The organism is Edwardsiella anguillarum ET080813 (genome assembly GCF_000264765.2).
Classification (GTDB): domain Bacteria; phylum Pseudomonadota; class Gammaproteobacteria; order Enterobacterales; family Enterobacteriaceae; genus Edwardsiella; species Edwardsiella anguillarum.
This window is the reverse complement of sequence record NZ_CP006664.1, coordinates 3,776,546-3,795,496: the sequence shown is the minus strand read 5'-3', so window position 1 is coordinate 3,795,496 and position 18,951 is coordinate 3,776,546. Positions and strand designations below refer to the sequence as shown.

Annotated in this window: 17 protein-coding genes; 13 read left to right on the top strand and 4 right to left on the bottom strand. The window is 55.2% G+C overall.

The features are described 5' to 3' along the window. Window positions 1–142: 142 nt before the first annotated feature. The 6 genes from ETEE_RS17060 to ETEE_RS17035 all read left to right on the top strand — a co-directional run bounded on the left by ETEE_RS17060 (window position 143) and on the right by ETEE_RS17035 (window position 6,583). The gene (locus ETEE_RS17060; protein WP_034163415.1) at window positions 143–439 is read left to right on the top strand and encodes a DUF406 domain-containing protein; all 297 of its coding nucleotides are present in this window, start codon (window positions 143–145) and stop codon (window positions 437–439) included. An 18-nt stretch (window positions 440–457) separates the two neighbouring features. Beyond that, window positions 458–817 (top strand): helix-turn-helix transcriptional regulator, encoded by a 360-nt coding sequence (locus ETEE_RS17055; protein WP_012848578.1) that lies wholly within the window; start codon window positions 458–460, stop codon window positions 815–817. 215 nt (window positions 818–1,032) lie between these two features. After that, window positions 1,033–2,823 carry a methyl-accepting chemotaxis protein gene (locus tag ETEE_RS17050; protein ID WP_034163416.1) on the top strand — a complete coding sequence of 597 codons (1,791 nt, stop codon included), beginning with the start codon at window positions 1,033–1,035 and terminating at the stop codon, window positions 2,821–2,823. 204 nt (window positions 2,824–3,027) lie between these two features. Continuing rightward, window positions 3,028–3,606 (top strand): Slp family lipoprotein, encoded by a 579-nt coding sequence (locus tag ETEE_RS17045; protein WP_174434960.1) that lies wholly within the window; start codon window positions 3,028–3,030, stop codon window positions 3,604–3,606. Between the two features lie 1,682 nt (window positions 3,607–5,288). Next, window positions 5,289–5,600 (top strand): ArsR/SmtB family transcription factor, encoded by a 312-nt coding sequence (locus ETEE_RS17040; RefSeq protein WP_034163418.1) that lies wholly within the window; start codon window positions 5,289–5,291, stop codon window positions 5,598–5,600. Window positions 5,601–5,653: 53 nt separating this feature from the next. Then, on the top strand, window positions 5,654–6,583 hold the full coding sequence (locus ETEE_RS17035) for a cation diffusion facilitator family transporter (RefSeq protein ID WP_034163419.1): 930 nt from the start codon (window positions 5,654–5,656) through the stop codon (window positions 6,581–6,583). A 141-nt stretch (window positions 6,584–6,724) separates the two neighbouring features. Here ETEE_RS17035 and ETEE_RS17030 read toward each other — a convergent pair whose 3' ends face one another. Beyond that, window positions 6,725–8,212, bottom strand: coding sequence for a C69 family dipeptidase (locus tag ETEE_RS17030; RefSeq protein WP_034163420.1), 1,488 nt, complete (start codon window positions 8,210–8,212; stop codon window positions 6,725–6,727). A 258-nt stretch (window positions 8,213–8,470) separates the two neighbouring features. Here ETEE_RS17030 and ETEE_RS17025 point away from each other — a divergent pair, with 258 nt between their 5' ends. Together ETEE_RS17025 and ETEE_RS17020 are read left to right on the top strand one after the other, a co-directional pair. Beyond that, window positions 8,471–8,896, top strand: a complete 426-nt coding sequence (locus ETEE_RS17025; protein ID WP_034163421.1) for a universal stress protein — start codon at window positions 8,471–8,473, stop codon at window positions 8,894–8,896. Between the two features lie 86 nt (window positions 8,897–8,982). Beyond that, window positions 8,983–11,937, top strand: coding sequence for an HD domain-containing phosphohydrolase (locus ETEE_RS17020; protein WP_034163422.1), 2,955 nt, complete (start codon window positions 8,983–8,985; stop codon window positions 11,935–11,937). 46 nt (window positions 11,938–11,983) lie between these two features. On the opposite strand, the gene wzzB is transcribed toward ETEE_RS17020, so the two are convergent. Further along, entirely contained in the window at window positions 11,984–12,937 is a 954-nt protein-coding gene (gene wzzB / locus ETEE_RS17015) for an LPS O-antigen chain length determinant protein WzzB (protein ID WP_034163423.1), read from the bottom strand. 266 nt (window positions 12,938–13,203) lie between these two features. Here wzzB and ydfG point away from each other — a divergent pair, with 266 nt between their 5' ends. The 3 genes from ydfG to ETEE_RS17000 all read left to right on the top strand — a co-directional run bounded on the left by ydfG (window position 13,204) and on the right by ETEE_RS17000 (window position 14,712). Further along, a complete protein-coding gene (gene ydfG, locus ETEE_RS17010) occupies window positions 13,204–13,953 on the top strand; it encodes a bifunctional NADP-dependent 3-hydroxy acid dehydrogenase/3-hydroxypropionate dehydrogenase YdfG (protein ID WP_034163424.1) in 750 nt (249 codons plus the stop codon). A 136-nt stretch (window positions 13,954–14,089) separates the two neighbouring features. Then, window positions 14,090–14,425 carry a DUF1283 family protein gene (locus tag ETEE_RS17005; RefSeq protein ID WP_081854131.1) on the top strand — a complete coding sequence of 112 codons (336 nt, stop codon included), beginning with the start codon at window positions 14,090–14,092 and terminating at the stop codon, window positions 14,423–14,425. Between the two features lie 14 nt (window positions 14,426–14,439). After that, complete coding sequence (locus tag ETEE_RS17000) at window positions 14,440–14,712, top strand: DUF1161 domain-containing protein (protein WP_034163426.1); 273 nt, start codon at window positions 14,440–14,442, stop codon at window positions 14,710–14,712. 28 nt (window positions 14,713–14,740) lie between these two features. On the opposite strand, the gene ETEE_RS16995 is transcribed toward ETEE_RS17000, so the two are convergent. Both ETEE_RS16995 and ETEE_RS20485 read right to left on the bottom strand, forming a co-directional pair. Continuing rightward, entirely contained in the window at window positions 14,741–16,222 is a 1,482-nt protein-coding gene (locus ETEE_RS16995; protein ID WP_034163427.1) for an MDR family MFS transporter, read from the bottom strand. 139 nt (window positions 16,223–16,361) lie between these two features. After that, complete coding sequence (locus ETEE_RS20485; protein WP_330935802.1) at window positions 16,362–16,598, bottom strand: CAT RNA binding domain-containing protein; 237 nt, start codon at window positions 16,596–16,598, stop codon at window positions 16,362–16,364. On the opposite strand from ETEE_RS20485, the gene ETEE_RS22095 reads away from it, so the two are divergent. Next, a complete protein-coding gene (locus ETEE_RS22095; protein ID WP_192828382.1) occupies window positions 16,569–16,877 on the top strand; it encodes a hypothetical protein in 309 nt (102 codons plus the stop codon). The genes ETEE_RS20485 and ETEE_RS22095 overlap by 30 nt on opposite strands. Window positions 16,878–17,418: 541 nt before the next feature. Further along, on the top strand, window positions 17,419–18,885 hold the full coding sequence (locus ETEE_RS16985) for a cytochrome-c peroxidase (RefSeq protein ID WP_034163429.1): 1,467 nt from the start codon (window positions 17,419–17,421) through the stop codon (window positions 18,883–18,885). The last annotated feature ends 66 nt before the right edge of the window (window positions 18,886–18,951 follow it).

Sequence of the window (18,951 nt, the reverse complement as noted above, 5' to 3'; positions counted from 1 at the left end):
GAGGGATCAGGTCCGCTGCGGCGGGCCTTTTTTATAAATTAATTTATCTGTAAAAGTGGTTGTATATATTATAATTAATCGTTTTTGTTAATTATTAATTTGTTTTACTCTAGAAACAGTTGATAATAATGAGGGCAATGTGATGAAAGACGTCATCGATAAATGCAGTAACAAAGGCTGTGCCATCGATATTGGCTCTGTGCTCGATAACGATAATTGCACCACCATCATTACACAAGCCTACGCCAGCCGTGATGAGGCCGAGAAACAGCTGGCTCAGTTAACCGCTAAAGCCCAGCGCGTCGCGCAGCAAGAGTACCCTTGCATCATTACCCACGACATCGCTGAAAAAGAAGGGGAGTTTGTTCTTAACGCCTATTTCAATTTTTCATGCCAGGCAGAAACCGTTATTTTTGAGCTTTCACTACGCCACGCATAAACGGTAGGATATTGCACTATGGTTAGAGATAAGTTTATTTTAAAAAGTTTTTCAACCATTAAGCTCTGGATTGCCAGCCACGTTCATCTTGGAATTAAAAGCGCTGACGTGGTCGCGATTTCAGGTTATTCTCGCTCTTATTTTCTCCGCGAATTTGAGCTGGCGATGGGGATGACGCTGGCGAACTATATTCGTCTCGAACGCCTCAAGCGTTCGCTGCAGCAGTTAGAAGAGACGGACCTGCGCATTAAGGAGATTAGCCACGCACTTGGCTATCCCAGCCAAAGTACATTCTGTCAGATCTTCAAGAATCAGTATCGCGTCTCGCCGTCAGAGTATCGCCTACTGTGCCGCAGGACCTCTCGCCTGGCAAGCTAACCATCGCCTGCCCATAGCCACGCCGCAGAGACCGGGGCGCTATGGGCAAGTGTTGCGCAATGTAAAAATAATCTTATATATTCTTTCCCCGCGATGAGTAACACTCTGATACTCTTTACATTAGATAAAATCACTCAAGTTTAATGTCATTCTGCCGTTATCAGTAAGGCTAACCATTTAAAATTTGTCTTACTTACTACACAGGCAGGCTTATTATGTTCGATTCCATTCGGGCACGGATCCTCGCGACAACTGGCGTTATTGTCGCGGCGTCGCTTTGTGTCAATACATTGATTAATTATCGCATTGCCAGCGACTCCAATGCAGAAGCCATTCAACATACCCTCAGTTCTTTAACCGCCAGCCATACCGCCACCGTACGCCAGTGGGTCGAAAACAATACGGCGCTGATCGCCTCGCTGACGCCCCACGTCGGAGACAGCGATCCCCGGCCGCTATTAAAGCAGATAGCCGACGCCGGTGGCTTTATCAGCGTGGATATGGGGTACTCCAACAAGGTGGAGATCTCTTCCGACCCCTCAAGCATTCCCCCGGGGTTCGATCCCACGACCCGCGCCTGGTTTATCAATGCCAGAAAAGCGGGGCATCCGATCGTCACCGAGCCTTATATGGATGCGAATACCCATACCTTAGTGGTGACCTTTGCCGCCCCCGGCCCGCAGGACACGCCGATCAGCGGCGTCGTCGAGGGCGACGTACATATGGATAAAGTAATTGCCAATGTGCGATCCATCCGCCCCACGGAAAACAGCTTCGGCATGCTGCTCAACGCTGACGGTACCATTATTGCCCATCCCAATCAGCAGCTGACGCTGAAGCCGCTGGCCAATATCGCGCCAGGCCTGAGCCTGACCCAGCTGTTAACCTCCGGCAAACCGGTGGAGGCGATCGTCTCCGGCCGTGATGTGCTGCTGCTGGCGATGCCGGTCCCGGGAACTAGCTGGTATACCGTCGTGGCCATGGATAAGACAGAGGCCACGGCCGGGATGCGTTCACTGCTGCTAGCCTCCTGCATTGCACTGCTGGTTCTGATCGTGCTCGCCACGCTGGTGATCGGCATCGTTACGCGTCGAGCGCTGCGTCCGCTGTTCCATATTCGCCAGGCGATGGAAAACATCGGCGCCGGCAACAACGCGGATCTGACCAAGCGACTGGATGTGCAGGGCAAAGATGAGGTCTCGCAGATCGCCCGCGCATTTAACCAGTTTGTTGATAAGCTGGCCCGGGTGATGGTTTCTATTCACAGTACCAGTGAATCGGTTCGCATTGCCGCGCGGGAAATCGCCGCCGGCAACGAGGACCTCTCCAGTCGAACCGAGTCAGCCGCGGCCAGTCTGCAGCAGACCTCGGCGGCGCTGGAGCAGATTTCGTCAACCGTCGCGCAGTCGGCGACCTCCGCTCAGCAGGCCAATGAGGCCGTTAGCTCAGCCGTTCAGGTAGCGCAGCGCGGTGGCAAGATGATCTCACAGGTCATTGAAACCATGTCTTCGATTGAGGTCGCCTCCGGTAAAATCGGCGACATCACCGGAGTCATCGACGGCATTGCATTCCAAACCAATATACTGGCGCTCAACGCCGCGGTTGAAGCCGCCCGCGCCGGCGAGCAGGGGCGTGGGTTTGCCGTTGTCGCCGGCGAGGTCAGAACGCTGGCCCAGCGCAGTGCCCAGGCAGCCAAAGAGATCAAAAATCTGATCGACTCAACCGTAGCCAGCGTCGCCTCCGGATCACACCAGGTACGCCAGAGCGGTGAAACGATGACGGATATTGTTAACAGCGTCGGCACCGTCAGCGCCATCATGGGGGAGATCACCAATGCGGCTGAAGAGCAAAACCGCGGCATCAGTGAGATCAACAGCGCGGTGATCCAGCTGGATACCATGGTACAGCAGAACGCCGCCCTGGTTGAGGAGTCAACCGCGGCCTCCGCCGCGCTGCAGGGGCAGGCGAGTGAGCTGGCCGATACCGTGGGCCAGTTCCGCATGTAGCCCGCGTTATTTACACCGCGTCAACCGAGAGGGCGGCCTAATAGTCGTCCTCTCTTTTTTTATCTATCCACGAGATCTCTCACCATCGCTGACGTTTTACCACAATATAACAAGCAATGTTCCCGCACGACTCCTATGCTTTAACTATCTCTTTTACTGAGTGATAACTATGATAGTTAATGTGACTGCGTAAGGAGAGTCATGATGAAGTGCCGACATTCACTATTCGCCGCTGCGCTCTGTGCACCGCTAATACTCAGCGGGTGCGCCGCCATTCCTGGCGATATACAGGGTAACAACAGCCCGATACTGCAAAAAGACTTTAACCAGATCCGCATGACGCCCAATCTCTACACGGGTCAGCAGGTTCGCCTGGGTGGGCGGGTCATCAACGTGATTAATCAGCCCAAACAGACGTTGCTGGAGATTGCCGTGCTGCCGTTAAACAGCGCTGCCAGACCGCAGCTAGATCAGCATTACCAAGGAAGGCTTATCGCCCGTAGCGATCGCTTCCTCGATCCAGTCAGCTACCGTCATCATCTGGTCACGGTATTGGGCACCCTAAGCGGTAGCGAGGTGGGTAAAATAGGCTCGTCACCTTACACCTTTGTCATGCTGAACATTCAGGGCATTCAACTCTGGCAGGTGAGCGAAACGCAGCCACCGGTGGCTGCCTGGGACTACGGCATTGGCCCCAACTGGCCGCTGAGCGGGCAAAACCATAGGGATCCAGGCTGGGGATGGTACCCGGTGCTGCAGCCGGAAACGGCCTCAGCGCACTAAAAACGCGCTGAGCTGTATCCGCTGCGTATAAATCATACGATGCGGCCGTCAAAACAACCGACGGCTGCATTTTTTATGCGCAAGCGCGGTGTCGCTAGAAAAAATCAGCAGGGTAATCCTGTTAATCGACGCGCAGATTTCACGTAGCGACGCCAACGCGCAGGGCGGCTGCATCGACCACTGCGCGACCGACAACGCGGGCACTGTCAGAACATTTATCTGATGCCTAGGAATATCGGCTGTGAACGGCGCATCATAAAATGCGGTGTTATGGAGCCGCCGGCAAATGCGTTGCGTAGCGAGGAAACCAGAGGGAAACCTTGAGCGGAACAATCGGCCGCGATAACGACGGGTGATCTCTGCGACGAGGCATGTTGCCGGGGGGACGGGGATGACGAGAGACGTCACCACGATAACACGCTGCAGAATGCCATCTCATTCGTTGCGGACTCAGCGGAAAAGATGCGGCCGCAGCGATAGCAATGATACGGCGAAAGAAAGAGGCTGCGGCTGTCGCGATATGCGCCGCCGCAGCGATAACGATGTAAAAGGCTGGTCGGATCATTATGCGCGTCGGGAAGATTAACGCCGCAGGGGAGGTGTCAATATGGCGAGGCAACAACGGTACGTATTCGATGAGAACACTCCCCATTTCTCTGTTCATTCGCAATTTAACATAATATACATTATGCGAACTAAAGTTGCTGCAGCTCAATACCAATACGCGGACGTCTTCAAACCGGTATTCCTATTCAACGGACCTCTGCTCCTGATAAGGCGTTTGCGATGGCGATGCCTGTGACGCCGGGATGTTCTCAGTGAAAACAAGCACCGCTTCAAGATCCTTCAGGATGTCATCACGCGCCATTCAGGTTCTCGCAAGGCTGCACGAGAGTCTCGGTAAGAGACTCGATATTACCCGAGCCAGTCATTGCCGCTGGCTACTGCTGTTCTATCAGCCGAATGCTAGTGTCAGCCTGAACCACCTGGCGTAAGCATCCTTCGGCCCCAAGATGTCAGATCTGGGCAGGCATAAGAAAAGCGAATGCAAATTCACGGTATGCTCCTTGGTAAGCAATCCGTCAGGTATCTCATGATTCAGTCCGGCTCAGGGTAACACTCAGACGGCATGAAGACGCCGAGTTAATCCACTGAAATATATCGAGGCCGGCACGGTGAAAAGATCGCAGGCTAGCTTATAGCCCGGCAGCGCTTCCCTACTCCCGCGGTTCACCTTATACGCTCGCACTCATCGGCAATTGCGCGACGCCGATAAAATAAGTGCCGCGAGCCTGGCTCTCGATGACCACGCTAACCCGGACTTCGCAATTCGCCCTCGCTGAGTGATGTAATGCGATACCTCAGACTATTTTATCGGCGTTATTTGCCATAGCGTTGGCGATACGCTCACTACGCGGTCAAATTGCCGTAAAATTCGCCATACCGCCTCGCTAAAAATGGTGTCGCTGCGTGAAATCTGGAATGGAAACAGGGATAAACCCCTGCTCATTTCGCCTAGCGCATCCTAAACTTTGAACAGAGAAGGTCAAAGAACAGTCTTAACGTACCATAATTTTCGATATCCAAATTGCCCCCTAAAACTCATCTCCTGATGATTCGTCGTATTGACAACGCTATCAACTAGAAATAACATATGAACACATATTCATGTGTTGGTATTAATGATGTTAACTATCGCAGAAGGCACCGTCGCTGAGCTGGCAGATATTTTCCGTCTCTTGGGGGATACCACCCGGCTACGCATTACGCTCTGCTGTCGAGCGCATCCGATTGCCGTCGGTGATATTGCCGCTTCGCTGGATATCAGCCCATCGCTGGTTAGCCACCATCTGCGCCTTCTCCGCGCCGCCCGGATAGTGACGGCCGATCGCCAGGGTAAACAGGTGTTCTACTTCGTGTCGGACTCACATATTTCCCGGATGGTGGCCAGCATGCTGGAGCATCTGGATGAGCCGCGCCTGGATCTCGACTGAGGACGCGCGGCCTCGCCCTCTTCTCTCTTTCGCCAATCCAGGAGCTTTATGCCATGAGTCAACCGCAGCACATGCCGTTTTCCCGGGGCCCCAGCGTGGATCAGAGCCGTGAGGCGGCCAGTAAACGCAGCACCTGGATCAGCGTGGTCGTCAATATCGCTCTGACGGTGTTTCAGATCGTCGCCGGCGTTTTCTCCGGCTCTCAGGGGCTGATCGCCGACGGTCTCCATTCGTTATCCGACTTGGCGGCGGACTTTGTCGTCCTCTGCGCCGTTCAGCGTAGTCAGCGGGCCCCGGATGTGCATCATCACTATGGACATCGGCGCTACGAGAATGCGGCCTCGTTGATCCTGGGAGGACTCCTGCTGGCCGTCGGTATTGGGATGATCGTTTCAGCCATCAATAAGCTCAGCGATCCGGCGGCCATCCCCCGCGTGCACTACGTCGCGCTAGGTGTGGCGGTTGTTGCACTGCTGGCGAAAGAGATACTCTTTCGCTACATGCTCGCCGTTGCCCACCGGGTTGGTTCTGGGATGCTGGTCGCCAACGCCTGGCATGCCCGTTCGGACGCGGCCTCATCGTTGGTTGTCGCCATCGGGATCGCTGGAAATCTGCTGGGGTTCGGATTACTCGATCCCATCGCTGCGCTGATCGTCGGGGTAATCGTGAGCCGTATGGGGTGGCGCTTTAGCGCGGATGCGCTGCATGATTTAACCGATCGGGCCGCCGACGCGGAGCAGAACGATGCCATCCGACGGGCCATTTTATCTACCCCCGGGGTCATCGGACTGCATGCGCTGAAAACCCGCAAAAGCGGCGATCTGATCCTGGTCGATGTCCATCTGGAAATCGATGGCCGGATTAGCATCACCGCAGGACATCATATCGCCAGCGAGGCGGAGCGCAGGGTTATGGCAGAACATCCGGTACTGTGTCTGATGACGCACGTCGACCCTGTCGTCTGCGTAAACGCCAACGGCTAAGATGAGTGACACAACGAAAAGCCCCTCTCTTCCATTACAGCCATCGAGGATCTGCCCTGATGGCAGCGCCGCAGCAGACAATACGTGACAACGTCACTATTTGACTCACGTTTAGCGGCGCACCGGCGAGATAGCGCCTATCTAGGCGCCGGCGAACAGGTATTTCGCGTTAACATCCTGCGCCAGCTGGGTAAACAGCTGGTTGGTTAGCGTCTGCGTCGTCTCTAGCGCCTCCGCAAACACCTGCTCACCGAAGCGTTGAAGCAGACGGTCAGCCTCAGCTATATCCTCTTGATAAATTTTGATATATTCAGACTCCATCGCCTGCTGCAGATCGCTAAAGCGTGATTCCAACCGTTGATACGCCTGCTGAACGCTCGGCGCATAGCGATAGTAGTTCACCATAATCAGCGTCTGCAGCTTGCGAAACTGCCACTGCGCCGAGAATGTATCGGCCTCCCCGGCGGTAACCTCGCCATAGGCGGCCGGCACATCGCCCCCGGCGTTGGGATAAAACGGAATATAGAGCGAGATACTGGGCATACCGTAGGATAGATATATCACATCGCTCAGCGCGCGCGGCAAACCGCTGCGCGATTGCAGGATATGGGACTGTTGGGTGCGGAACAGGGAGATCGGCCGCCAGGTATAGTCCGGCGTATCCGCATAGGGCTGTCTCCCCAGATTATCGTATGTGTTGCGCAGCCCTCGCTTAACCGACTCCACATCCAGCGCATCGCTGGGCGCTTCGAAGACCGCAAACCGTTGCGGCTGCTGCAGCGTTCTGTCCGGATCGGGGCGATATAACTGCTGCAGGGCATACACCCGCGGGTAGTTGTAATAGCCGTCGAGGCGATCGTCATGACGCGTATAGGCCCGCTCAAAATTGAATGGACCATCGCGCTGGGGATCATACAGCCCATGCTGAAGGGCAAAGTCGATCAGCGAGGCCGACGCCATATAGCCGTCACGGTCGTCGGGATCATAGTCGCGCAGGCGTCCCTGGTTGCCGGTAACAAAATAGCAGTGCGGCGCCAGTTTAGCGGCCAGCCACTGGTGCGCACTGCCGGTCTCCAGATACCAAATCTCATTCTGATCGATAAAGGCAACGCCAAACCCTTCGCCGGCGCCCTGCTCTTCGATCATTTTTCCCAGGCGAGACACTCCTTCCCGTGCGGAGTCGATATAGGGCAGAACAATATCGACAATGCTGTCCTCGGTGATCCCACTCTCGCTCAGATAAGGATCGTGTAACAGAGCCTGTTCACTGGCAAAAATCGTCTCGGTGGCGCTCATTCCGACGCCGCGCTGATTAAATCCGGCGGCGCCCCAGGTCATCTGCGCCGCCGTTTTTCCGGGCTTACCGTTGGCAAATGCGCTATAGCCCTGCGCCGTTTCGGGTAGCGGCCAGCTAAAGGCATTTTCATTGGCGTGGAACAGTCCGCGCTGATTCGCCTGCGGCGGATGCTTGAGCAGCACCTTCGACAGCAGCGGATCGTGATCCTCGGTGCGGGCAATAATACGTGAACCGTCGCGGGTCGCCGCCGCGCCAATGAGGATCGTGGTACACGAATCCTGGCTTAGCGGAACGGCCGATGGGGAAGCAGCAGAGACAGAAGAGAGCTTCATTGTTCAACTCCTCGTAACCTGAGGGAAATGGCGTCAGCAACGACGCATGACGTTGCAATTATCAGCTTCAGCATACGCCATATATTGCCATGGCGCATTTAGGCGCCGGCAATAATGTCTCTAGCCCCCCACCGCTTATCCGCCTGCGCAGGAACCAATCGTTATGACTATTTTCCATACATTAAACAGTTATTTTTTGTTACCGGATCGCGAGTAATACGGCTAAATTTAACAATAGGGCCAATAGGAGAAACAATTATGTACAGAAATATTTTGGTACTACTTGACCTTAAAACCGGATCCCAAGAGGACATTCAGCTATTGAGCAAGGGCGTTCAGCTGGGCGGATGCCTGCAGGCAACGCTGCATCCGGTGCATGTCGTGCTTGATATCGATCCGGGTGACGACGGCGGAAACTCACCCTACTTTTCTCAGTTGGAAGATCAGGCCACCGCACTGCAGCAAACCGTTGGCGCCGCATGTCCAGAAATTACCATTATGATCAGCAATGATTTTTCTGCATCCCTGGAAGACTTTATTCAGCAGCAGCAAATCGATTTGGTGATTTTGGGGCATCACAACAGCGCGTTTGCCCAGAAGTTTGTCTCCTTTCTTTCCGTGGCTAAGAACACCATTGACGCCATTAACATTGATACGCTGATCGTGCCGTTAAAAGGTAACTGAGTCAGCTAATCCAGATAGGCCCGGCATCTTTACCGCCGGGTGCTATCCTTAAGTTAACTGAATCTTGACCCGTTGCCTGGATCACCATGAAGCCTCCGCGCGCGATTCCCTTTTATTTGCATATTGCCTACCTGTTTGTCGGGCTGCTACTGGTCTTCTCTTGCCTGATCCTCTGGTATCAATATCACGCCAGCACCCGCCTGCTCCTGAGGACGACGTACAATCATTATCGCAGCGTCGTCAGTGAAACCGCTAATGAAATGGAACAGGCCTACCACAGCGGCTCGCTGCTGGTCGAGCTGCTGGCCAACCAGCGCAACGAGATGGCGACGCAGCCATTGGCAGATCGCCTGCAGCATCTGCCGTTCTATGTCACCGCATTACGCAATAGCCCCAAATTAGCTGCGCTCTATACCGGCTATGATAACGGTACGTTTTTTCTAGTCCGTCGCTATATTCCGTCGGCCGAAATGATCCGTCAGTTCGATCCGCCGGCGGGAACCGCCTGGATGGTGCAGAGCCAAACGCTGAGCGGTGATGGTAACATAGCAGGAAACTATCTGTTTTATAATGATAATTTAACCCTCCTGGAGCAGCGCGGCGTTGCCGCCTACCGTTTTGATCCGCGCACGCGCAACTGGTATCAGATGGCCACCGACCCGGGCACGCTGCACGGTACCCCGCCATACCGCTTTGCCAGCGGTGGCCTGCTGGGGATCACGCTCTCAGCACGCATGCTCAAGGCCCCCGGCGTCGCGGGAAGCGATATTCAGATTAATGGGTTAGATGCCATGCTGCAGGCGGCCCGCATTACGCCCAACAGCCACCTGGTTCTCCTTAACGCACAGGGACAGATCCTCGCCAGCGATCTGGGCCTGCCGGGGCTACTGACCAACGGCCAGGGCATTGCCCACCTGCCTACGTTGGCCGATACTGACAACCCGCAGCTGCTCCCGCTGGCCCAGCTTAGCCGGATGCCGCCCTTACAGCCCGTCTCGCTGGATCTTGCCAACGGTGAACGCTGGGAGGGGATGCTCTTTACCTTTAAGGTGCTGGGGGGAGAGACGCTACGCCTGCTGATGGCCTCGCCCACGGCGGAGCTGATGGCCAGCGCCCGGCAGGACGTCGGCCGAATGCTGCGGATCTCGCTGCTGATCCTGGGGCTGGGGCTGATCGGTGCGATATGGCTGGCGCACCGCGCATCCAAGCCGTTGAATCAGCTGGTTGATGAAGTTAAGAAAATCGAAGAGTTCCGTTTTGATGAGCCGGTCAATGTCCAGAGTAACATCGTTGAAATTTACCGACTGGCAAAAGCGTTCGGAAAAATGAAAGAGAGCATCGACCACTTTATGGCGATCTCTCAGGCATTGGTCGGTGAGCGTCACCAGCCCGTACTGCTGGCGCGGATCCTTGGTGAAATGACCAGCCAGACCCATGCGATGGGAGGATTAATCCTGCTATCCCAACAGGGAGGGCTGCACCCGGTTCAGTCACGCTGGCTGGATACGACCACGACAATCGATAAACGTCATACCTGGGTTTCTACCGCCGGGATGAGTCTGCTCCAACGGATGCAGCAGCAGCAGCTCATCCGGCGTACCATTGATCCGCCGACGCTGGCGGCGGCCTTCCCGGCTTTCCCACCGGTGATCCGACCGCTGACCCTCCTGCTGCTTCCCCTGAGAAATGCCGATCAAGAACTCCTGGGGCAGCTGATCCTGTTCATCGATCATCAGCACTTTCCCGTTTCATCGCGCATGCTGGCCTTCGCCCAGGCGCTGGCCGGAACGGCCGCCGTCGCGCTGAATACCCAGCGTCTGCTGGATGAGCAAAAGCGTCTGCTGGAGGATTTTATTCGGATCATCGCCGGCGCCATCGATGCGAAAAGCCCACATACCGGCGAGCATTGCCAGCGGGTGCCCGTGCTGGCCAAGCTGCTGGCGCAGGCGGCCTGTGACCAAAAACAGGGGCCCTTTGCTGACTTCTCCCTCTCTGACGACGAGTGGGAGGCGCTGCGCATTGCCGCTTGGCTACACGACTGCGGCAAGGTGACGACGCCGGACTTCGTGATGGAAAAGGCCACCAAGCTGGAGACCCTGTATGACCGTATTCATGAGGTCCGTATGCGCTTTGAGCTGCTAAAGCGGGATGCTGACGTCGCCTACTGGCAAGGCATGGCGGAAGGCGACGATCCGACGATGCTGGCGCACGTGCGCGATACGCTAAAATCACAGCTGGATGAGGAGTTTGCCTTTGTCGCCATCTGTAATCGCGGCAGCGAATCCCTGTCACCGGACGCGATTGAGCGCCTGCGTACCATCGCCCTGCGAACCTGGACCCGCACCCTTTCCGATAGAATCGGCCTCTCCGCCGATGAGATGCAGCGCAGACAGGCGACGCCAGAGTCGCCGCTGCCGGTGAATGAACTGCTGCTGGCCGACAGAGCGGAGCATCTCCTGCCGCGCCACGGCAACGAGCCGCTTGAGGCCTATCGCCAGCAGGGATTTACCATGGATATACCGCAGTATCAGTATCATCGCGGTGAGCTGCATAATCTGACGATCGCGCACGGAACCTTAACTCACGAGGAGCGCTTTAAGATCAATGAACACATTATTCAGACGATCCTCATGCTGAATCAGCTTAGCTTTCCTCGCCACCTGCAGCAGGTTCCCGATATTGCCGGCAGCCATCACGAACATATCGACGGCTCCGGCTACCCCCGAGGGCTGATCCGCAGCCAGATGTCGATACAGGCCTGTATTATGGCCGTTGCCGATATTTTTGAGGCGCTAACCGCCAGCGATCGCCCCTATAAGCCGGCCAAGACGCTATCGCAGACGCTCGCGATCATGGGTGAGATGTGCCGTAGGGCGCACATTGATGTCGATGTATTTTGCCTGTTTCTACAAAGCGGTGTCTACCTGAACTACGCTAAGCGCTATCTGCGCCCAGAGCAAATGGATCGGGTAGACATTACTATGCTGATAAATAATTGCCGGGGGAAACCGGAACGGGGAACGGAGGCTTCATCGGTATAAAGAAAAAAGGCATGCCAAGCGATGCACATGCCTTTAAGAATAGCTCTTACTTGTTAGCGCTGCGCAGTGCGTTTCTCAGCAAAATATATCCACAGCTTAAAATTACGCCAAGCAATAAGGATAAAACCAAAATCAAAGCGCGCTTTTGCCCGACTTTATCCACGGAGATATTTGTCGCATTAAATATGGATAGGTTGTCGCCAGTTAGCTTAAAACCATTAATCGAAGCGAACATCTCCTGCATATCAAAATAACTGGCATTAAACTTAAGCGGCAAGTTTTTTTCATGCTCAATCATTGTATTTAAGATTGGGACACCAAGCATAAATAGCATGTCGTCAGATATTTCTCCGGATACAGGGTTAAGCTTGGTCTGTTGAATATTCATCTGATGCGCTAACTGCAACGCATTTTTCAACACGCTAACACGGTAGTCTCGCTGGGCCTTGGCGCTATTCTCCTGAGCTTGCATCTGTATTTTCAGGCTATTAGCTCGTTCACGCAGCGAGCTGTACATCGACGCATCCAGCTGCTTACGAGTCTCATCACGCAGCGACATTAAGGCCGATTGCAAATTCTCCTTTGCCGATGCCGGATCGTTTGCCGTTGAGGAGATAATATATGTATCGGCGGTGGCGCCGGGGCGAATGCTGATGTTGATACCTGAGAGAATTTGGGCACTGGCCGTGGCGACAAAGGTATTAAATACATTGCTGGTTGTTTTTTCACCATCGATGGCAGGAGTGTTATCCCCCTCATTCATCGGCCAGGCCTGGCTCAACATGACCCCCGCGGGATAATTTGCCAACTGGTTAAGATAAGGCTTCGAAAGCGTTGACTCCGCCGTCCATTTTGGCGTAGCTAACATGATATAAATGCCTGCGATAGCGAGAAACACGATTGAAACACAAAAAACAATCACTTTCCCTTGCCATAGCTGCCTAATGATATCAAGCAGATCGATCTCATCATTGACATGGTTTACTGGTTTTTCATGCATCTTGCATAGTCCTTAATATGTCGCATGTTTATACGTAGTAACGTAAATCCCTGCTAAGAATATCTCGATTTTAATAAGACAGATAGTATATTACGAATAAAAACCATAGAATCTTAAAATATGAACTGTATCGAATTATTATCATGATTACATATTAGGATAATTCTGGCATTCTGATAGGCAGTGTTCCAATAGGGTGCGTAACGCCGACGGTTGTGAAACGTTGTAAAGGCGCGCCGAATTTATCCACACGCGAGGGAGTGAGTATGAACGTTTTCATTACCGGTGCTAGCGCCGGGTTTGGCGCTGCAATCGCCCGTAAGTTTATCCGTCATGGCCATCACGTCATCGCCGCCGGACGGCGCCTAGAACGGCTGGAGGCGCTGCGGGATGAGCTGGGCGACGCGCTAACGGTCGTTCAGCTGGATGTCCGTAATCGGGCCGCGATCCAGGATGCGATCGCGCACCTGACGCCGGCGCAGCGCACCGTCGATCTGCTGGTCAATAACGCCGGTCTCGCTCTGGGGCTGGAGCCCGCCCATCGGGCGGATATCGATGACTGGGAAACCATGATCGACACCAACGTCAAAGGCGTAGTGAACATGACCCGTGCCCTGCTGCCTGAAATGGTCGCCCGCAACGCGGGTCATATCATCAATATCGGTTCAACGGCGGGCAGCTGGCCCTACGCCGGCGGCAATGTCTATGGCGCAACCAAGGCCTTTGTCCGCCAGTTCAGTCTTGGTCTGCGGGCCGATCTGCACGGAACCCGAATCCGGGTGAGCGACATTGAGCCCGGTCTGGTTGGCGGTACCGAATTCTCCAGCGTCCGCTTTAAAGGCGACGAGCAGCGCGTCACCCGTACCTATCAAGACGCGCACGCTCTAACCGCCGACGATATCGCCGAGGCGGTGTTCTGGGTGGCCACGCTGCCCCCTCACGTCAACATCAATACGATGGAGATGATGCCAGTCTCCCAGTCGTTCTCACCTCTGGCGATCTATCGCGGCGAATAGGCATTCGCCGATTACGGCTATGGCGTCATAGAGAAAATCATGGCAGATTGAATCAATGACGCTCTGCGCGGTCTGAAGAGTGCATTTCGCTGAGGACAACACTGTGAAGATAGAGAAACGACATCGACTCGTCCGTTTGATTCCCCTGCTGCTACTGCTCGGCGGCGTCGGTTGGCACAGCGCCGCGCAGGCCGCCAGCTGCGAGGCCGGTAGCACCTGCGTCTTTGGCTCCAGCGGTGGACAAGACAACTCGCTGACCAAAGAACAGGCGCGTGAACAGCGGGAGCAATGGGATCAAACCCGCCCGTTGCGTAACAAGGTCAACAGCCACGTTGAGAAAGAGTTTGATAAGGCCGATCGGGCCATCGAGCAGCGAGAGCGCTGTGAGCGCAGTCTGAACGTCAACGCCTACTGGGAGCCAGAGACGCGCCGCTGCCTGGATCGCCAGAGCGGGCGTCCGTTAACACCCTAACTGACAGGTATCCTATGCATAAACCTATCTTATTGTCCGCCCTGCTCCTGGCGCCGTTGTTCTCTTATGCCGCCGCCTCCTCCTGCGAAAGCATTCGGGATGAGATTAGCCAGAAGATCGTGGCCAACGGTGTCCCCCAGGAGGCCTTTACGCTAGAGATCGTCCCCAACGATCAGGTACAGCAGGCAGGCGGTCAAGTTGTGGGTCACTGCGGTAACGACACTCAGAAAATTGTCTATATCCGTACCGACGGCGCCGAGCCAGGCGCCCATGTGAATCCACGCTAAACGCCCAGGCCGCCGTCGGCGGCCTGGACTACTTATTATCCCCGATCTCTTCAATCCGCTCGCGCAGCCCCGCCCCCGCCGGGATCAGCCATGCCGCCAACAGGGCCAGCCACGCCAATAGCGCCGCCGCAATAAACACCGCATGCAGCGACGCCGCGACCGGCGCCAACAGCGCGCCGACCTCCTCTGCCGCCGGCTGAGTACGCAGGGTCATCAGCCGCTGTACCGGATCGCTCACCTGCGGTAGGCGCCAGGCCAGATTCAGGTTGAGCGTCGCACCAAGCACGGCGGTGCCCAGCGCAGAGCCCAGCATACGGGTAAACACCGTGCAGGCCGTCGCAATACCGCGCATGGAATGCGGCGCGCTGTTCTGGACGGAGACCAGGAAGGTGGTATTGGTCATTCCCATCGCCGCGCCGATGATAAAGGCCGAAACTCGCCCCCACCACAGGCTCCCCTGTGGAGTCTGCCACAGCAGACACAGGCTTCCCGCGATCAGCAACAGGGCGCCCAGCAACGCCGTGGTCCGGTATGACGTATGGGCCATCAGCCGGCCGCTGAGCGTGCTCGCGATAGGCCAGCCTATCGACATGAGGGCCAGCGTCGTACCGGCCTCCAGGGCCGAATATCCCATGACGCCCTGCACATAGGTGGGTAAAAATGCGGCGACGCCCATCATGGCGGCCCCCACGACCAGCCCGCCGATGTTGCCGGCCACCATAATGCGCTGGCGCCAGAGTACGGCCGGAAACAGGGGCTCTGTCGCGCGCAGCTCCTGACGCCACAGTAAAAAACCACTCAGCACGGCGATGGCCAGTAGCAGCAGCACCCACCACCCCAGCCACTCGGCCTGAAGCAGTGACAGCAACAGCGCGCTGATGCCGATGGCGAGCCAGGCGGTTCCGGCCAGATCCAGCGCATGGCGCCGCGGATGTCGCTGTTCGGGAAAATAACGCCATAGCAGATACATCGCGCAGCAGCCAATGGGCAAATTGATCCAAAAGACCAGGGACCAGTGGAAATGCTGGACGATAAATGCCCCCATCAACGGCCCGACGATCGCCGATACGCCCCAGACGCTGGAGAGATAGCCCTGAATACGGGGACGCTCAAGGGGGCCATAGACATCGGCAATAATGGTGACCGCGATCGGTGTAATCGCGCCAGCGCCAGCCCCCTGCAGCGCGCGGAACGCGATCAGCCACAGCATGCTGTGGGCAAAGCCGCAGAGCACAGAGCCCAAAAGGAACAGCGAGGCGCCGATATAAAACATCCGCTTGCGGCCATGCAGATCCGCTAACCGCCCATAGATAGGAATAGAGATCGCCTGCGTCAGCAAATAGGCGGCAAACACCCATCCCAGCAGGGAGAAACCGCCCAAATCGGCAATGATGGTTGGCATGGCGGTAGAGACAATCGTTACCTCAATCGCCGCCATGAAGGTGGCAAGCATGCAGGCTGCCAAGACCAGTACCCGCTTCGGGCTTATCGATGTCGTATCCGTACTCATAGGGCCTATGTCGTCGAAAATCCTGCGGCTATACTAGCATGGAGAGATAAGGCGATTCCTACTTACTTTCCTTTCCTACGTCTTTCCGCAGCATTCCCGTAAAAGTTCATTGTGAATAACAGCCCCTCGGCGATGTCGCTCAATGGCGCAATAGCAGTACTCCGCCAATGCGCTGGCGAGCCCGACCTGCGCCAGTATAAGCCGATAAAATAATGCGCTCGCAGGTGGCTATAGCATCCAGGGGAAGGTGTAGAATCATGTCATGAGATCGACAGTTTAATCTATTACATTGAAGTGTAAATATTTTCTCTATTCTACCCTCATCCAGGATATCCCCTACGCACTGATGAAAAGCAAGGCCTCGCCCCATCATCACCAGCTCGCGTTGCCGGCTATCCAACGCCAGTATCACATTATTATTCAGGATGTTGGCAATATGCGCATCATCCCCCCGAGCGCTCTCCCGCCGCTGTCGATAGGTCGGCCACGGCGACAAAACAAAAAAAACCTGACCTTTGACATCATCGCCAACGATCAGGTTTTGCCTGCAGGTGCAGTAACAATCCAGTGTTTTAATACTGTAATTGCACCCATAACAACTTCCACTATCTTAATAAAAAGTGTGGGGCTGATTGGTAATTTGTCTCTATGTTAGCGTCTATTTAATATCTCCCCAATAATTCATAAATTAAATAAATTCATGCATTTCAAAACTGATGCGCTATTGTTGGCGATCACCATGCAGACCTATATCAACGGCGAACATCATAATGCAATTAAGTACGGTGAAAAGGAATTCATTATCGGCGTAATCTCTTTATCCAACTAATGCCATAATAAGTCGGCGTTTACTGACGATGCGATCACCGCGGCGTCAGCGCCGGGGTCTATCGCCACACCGCCGTCCAGACGACGGCGGTTGCGCGCTGGGTAAAGATCATCTGTCAGGAAAAGATAATATTGCCATGTAATATACAAACTTATCGCCGAATCCTGCCTGAAAGGCAGTATATGCATCTAAAAAAACATCATTAATTGTCGGTTCCTATCTTAATGATAGGCCGTCCCTGCATCTATCGTTGACACTTATCAAATATCGCTGCGAGACCACCCTGCACTATGGTCGCGTCGGTTCGCCGATATTTGTCGGCTGCCTCCGCAGCCGTATTGACACTCTCAAAAGGAGTTCTGTAACAATGAAAAAAATAACGAAATGGGTGGGAGGCATCGTCATTGTCGGTATCGCCTGCTACTTAGGGTTGGTCGGCTATGTCTATAATCATGACAAACAGCGTAATACCGTACCGAGTGAACCGGCAAGCTCACCGCTTAATGCTCAGGTATTGGGGATCCTGAGCGAAAAGGGCTGTGACTACTGCCATACGCCGTCGGCGAATTTGCCGTTTTATGCCAGTGTTCCCGGCGTGAAGCAGCTAATGGAGTATGACATGTATCAGGGATATAAGGCGTTCAACCTGACCCCCCTGCGCGAAAGTCTGCTGAAGCCCTCCCCGTGGAAAACCGCCAGCGGCCAACCGCCGACCCTGACGGATCTCAATAAGCTGGAGTGGGTGGTTCAGCATCAAACCATGCCGCCCACCCGCTATACCGCGATGCACTGGGCCGGCAGGATGTCACAGGCCGATCGCGATACCCTGCTGAAGTGGGTGAATGAGCAGCGGCAAAAATATTACACAACGCCAGATATGGCACCCTCACTGCGCAATGAGCCGATACAGCCGATCCCCGAGTCCTTACCGGTCAACGCCGAAAAAGTTGCGCTGGGATTCCGTCTGTACCACGATCCGCGTCTATCCGGCAATGACACCGTGGCCTGCGCCCACTGTCACCAGCTGGGTGCCGGCGGCGTCGATGGGCGGAAAACATCGCTGGGCGTCGATGACCAGGTTGGCCCCATCAACGCGCCGACGGTGTTTAACTCTGTGTTCAACATCGCCCAGTTCTGGGATGGCCGCGCGGCAACCCTGCAGGATCAGGCCGGAGGGCCACCGCTGAACCCGATCGAGATGGCGTCCACGTCGTGGGAACAAATCATCGGTAAGCTGAATCAGGATCAGGCGTTTAAGCAGGAGTTTCTCAAGGTGTATCCGCAGGGGTTCAGCGGAAAAACCATCACTGACGCCATCGCCGAGTTTGAAAGGACCCTGATTACGCCGAACTCCGCGTTTGATCGCTATCTGCGCGGCGACAGCAGCGCACTCACGGCCCAGCAGCAGCATGGCTATCAGCTCTTTAAGGATAACCGCTGTGCAACCTGCCACGCCGGCGTCGCCATGGGCGGGGAGTCTTATGAGCCCCTCGGGTTGATCAAAGCCTACCCGTTTGGCGAAGTGACCAGCGCTGATATCGGCCGGATGAACGTGACCCAGGATCTGCGCGATAAGCTGCGCCAGAAGGTACCGACGCTGCGTAACGTTGAGCTGACCGGCCCCTACTTCCACCGTGGCGATGTGAAGACGCTGGATGAGGCGGTGAAGCAAATGCTGCGCTATCAGGTCGGCGTCACCCTGCCGCAAAGCGATGTCGACGATATCGTGGCCTTCCTGAAGAGTCTGAACGGTGTCTATACGCCGTATCCGATGAACACGGCCGCCGCCGCAGAGAGCCTAACGACGGCGCCGCGGGAGACGGCCCATCCATAACCGTTGACCGAAAAGCAAACGGGCGTGCACTGTGCACGCCCGTTTCAGTCACAAAATCGTGTCCTT

Bases quoted from the DNA above. Each gene is read 5' to 3' on its own strand.
- ETEE_RS17060 (WP_034163415.1), top strand. From the start codon at position 143: ATGAAAGACGTCATCGATAAATGCAGTAACAAAGGCTGTGCCATCGAT.
- ETEE_RS17055 (WP_012848578.1), top strand. From the start codon at position 458: ATGGTTAGAGATAAGTTTATTTTAAAAAGTTTTTCAACCATTAAGCTC.
- ETEE_RS17050 (WP_034163416.1), top strand. From the start codon at position 1,033: ATGTTCGATTCCATTCGGGCACGGATCCTCGCGACAACTGGCGTTATT.
- ETEE_RS17045 (WP_174434960.1), top strand. From the start codon at position 3,028: ATGAAGTGCCGACATTCACTATTCGCCGCTGCGCTCTGTGCACCGCTA.
- ETEE_RS17040 (WP_034163418.1), top strand. From the start codon at position 5,289: ATGATGTTAACTATCGCAGAAGGCACCGTCGCTGAGCTGGCAGATATT.
- ETEE_RS17035 (WP_034163419.1), top strand. From the start codon at position 5,654: ATGAGTCAACCGCAGCACATGCCGTTTTCCCGGGGCCCCAGCGTGGAT.
- ETEE_RS17030 (WP_034163420.1), bottom strand. From the start codon at position 8,212: ATGAAGCTCTCTTCTGTCTCTGCTGCTTCCCCATCGGCCGTTCCGCTA.
- ETEE_RS17025 (WP_034163421.1), top strand. From the start codon at position 8,471: ATGTACAGAAATATTTTGGTACTACTTGACCTTAAAACCGGATCCCAA.
- ETEE_RS17020 (WP_034163422.1), top strand. From the start codon at position 8,983: ATGAAGCCTCCGCGCGCGATTCCCTTTTATTTGCATATTGCCTACCTG.
- wzzB (WP_034163423.1), bottom strand. From the start codon at position 12,937: ATGCATGAAAAACCAGTAAACCATGTCAATGATGAGATCGATCTGCTT.
- ydfG (WP_034163424.1), top strand. From the start codon at position 13,204: ATGAACGTTTTCATTACCGGTGCTAGCGCCGGGTTTGGCGCTGCAATC.
- ETEE_RS17000 (WP_034163426.1), top strand. From the start codon at position 14,440: ATGCATAAACCTATCTTATTGTCCGCCCTGCTCCTGGCGCCGTTGTTC.
- ETEE_RS16995 (WP_034163427.1), bottom strand. From the start codon at position 16,222: ATGAGTACGGATACGACATCGATAAGCCCGAAGCGGGTACTGGTCTTG.
- ETEE_RS22095 (WP_192828382.1), top strand. From the start codon at position 16,569: ATGAAAAGCAAGGCCTCGCCCCATCATCACCAGCTCGCGTTGCCGGCT.
- ETEE_RS16985 (WP_034163429.1), top strand. From the start codon at position 17,419: ATGAAAAAAATAACGAAATGGGTGGGAGGCATCGTCATTGTCGGTATC.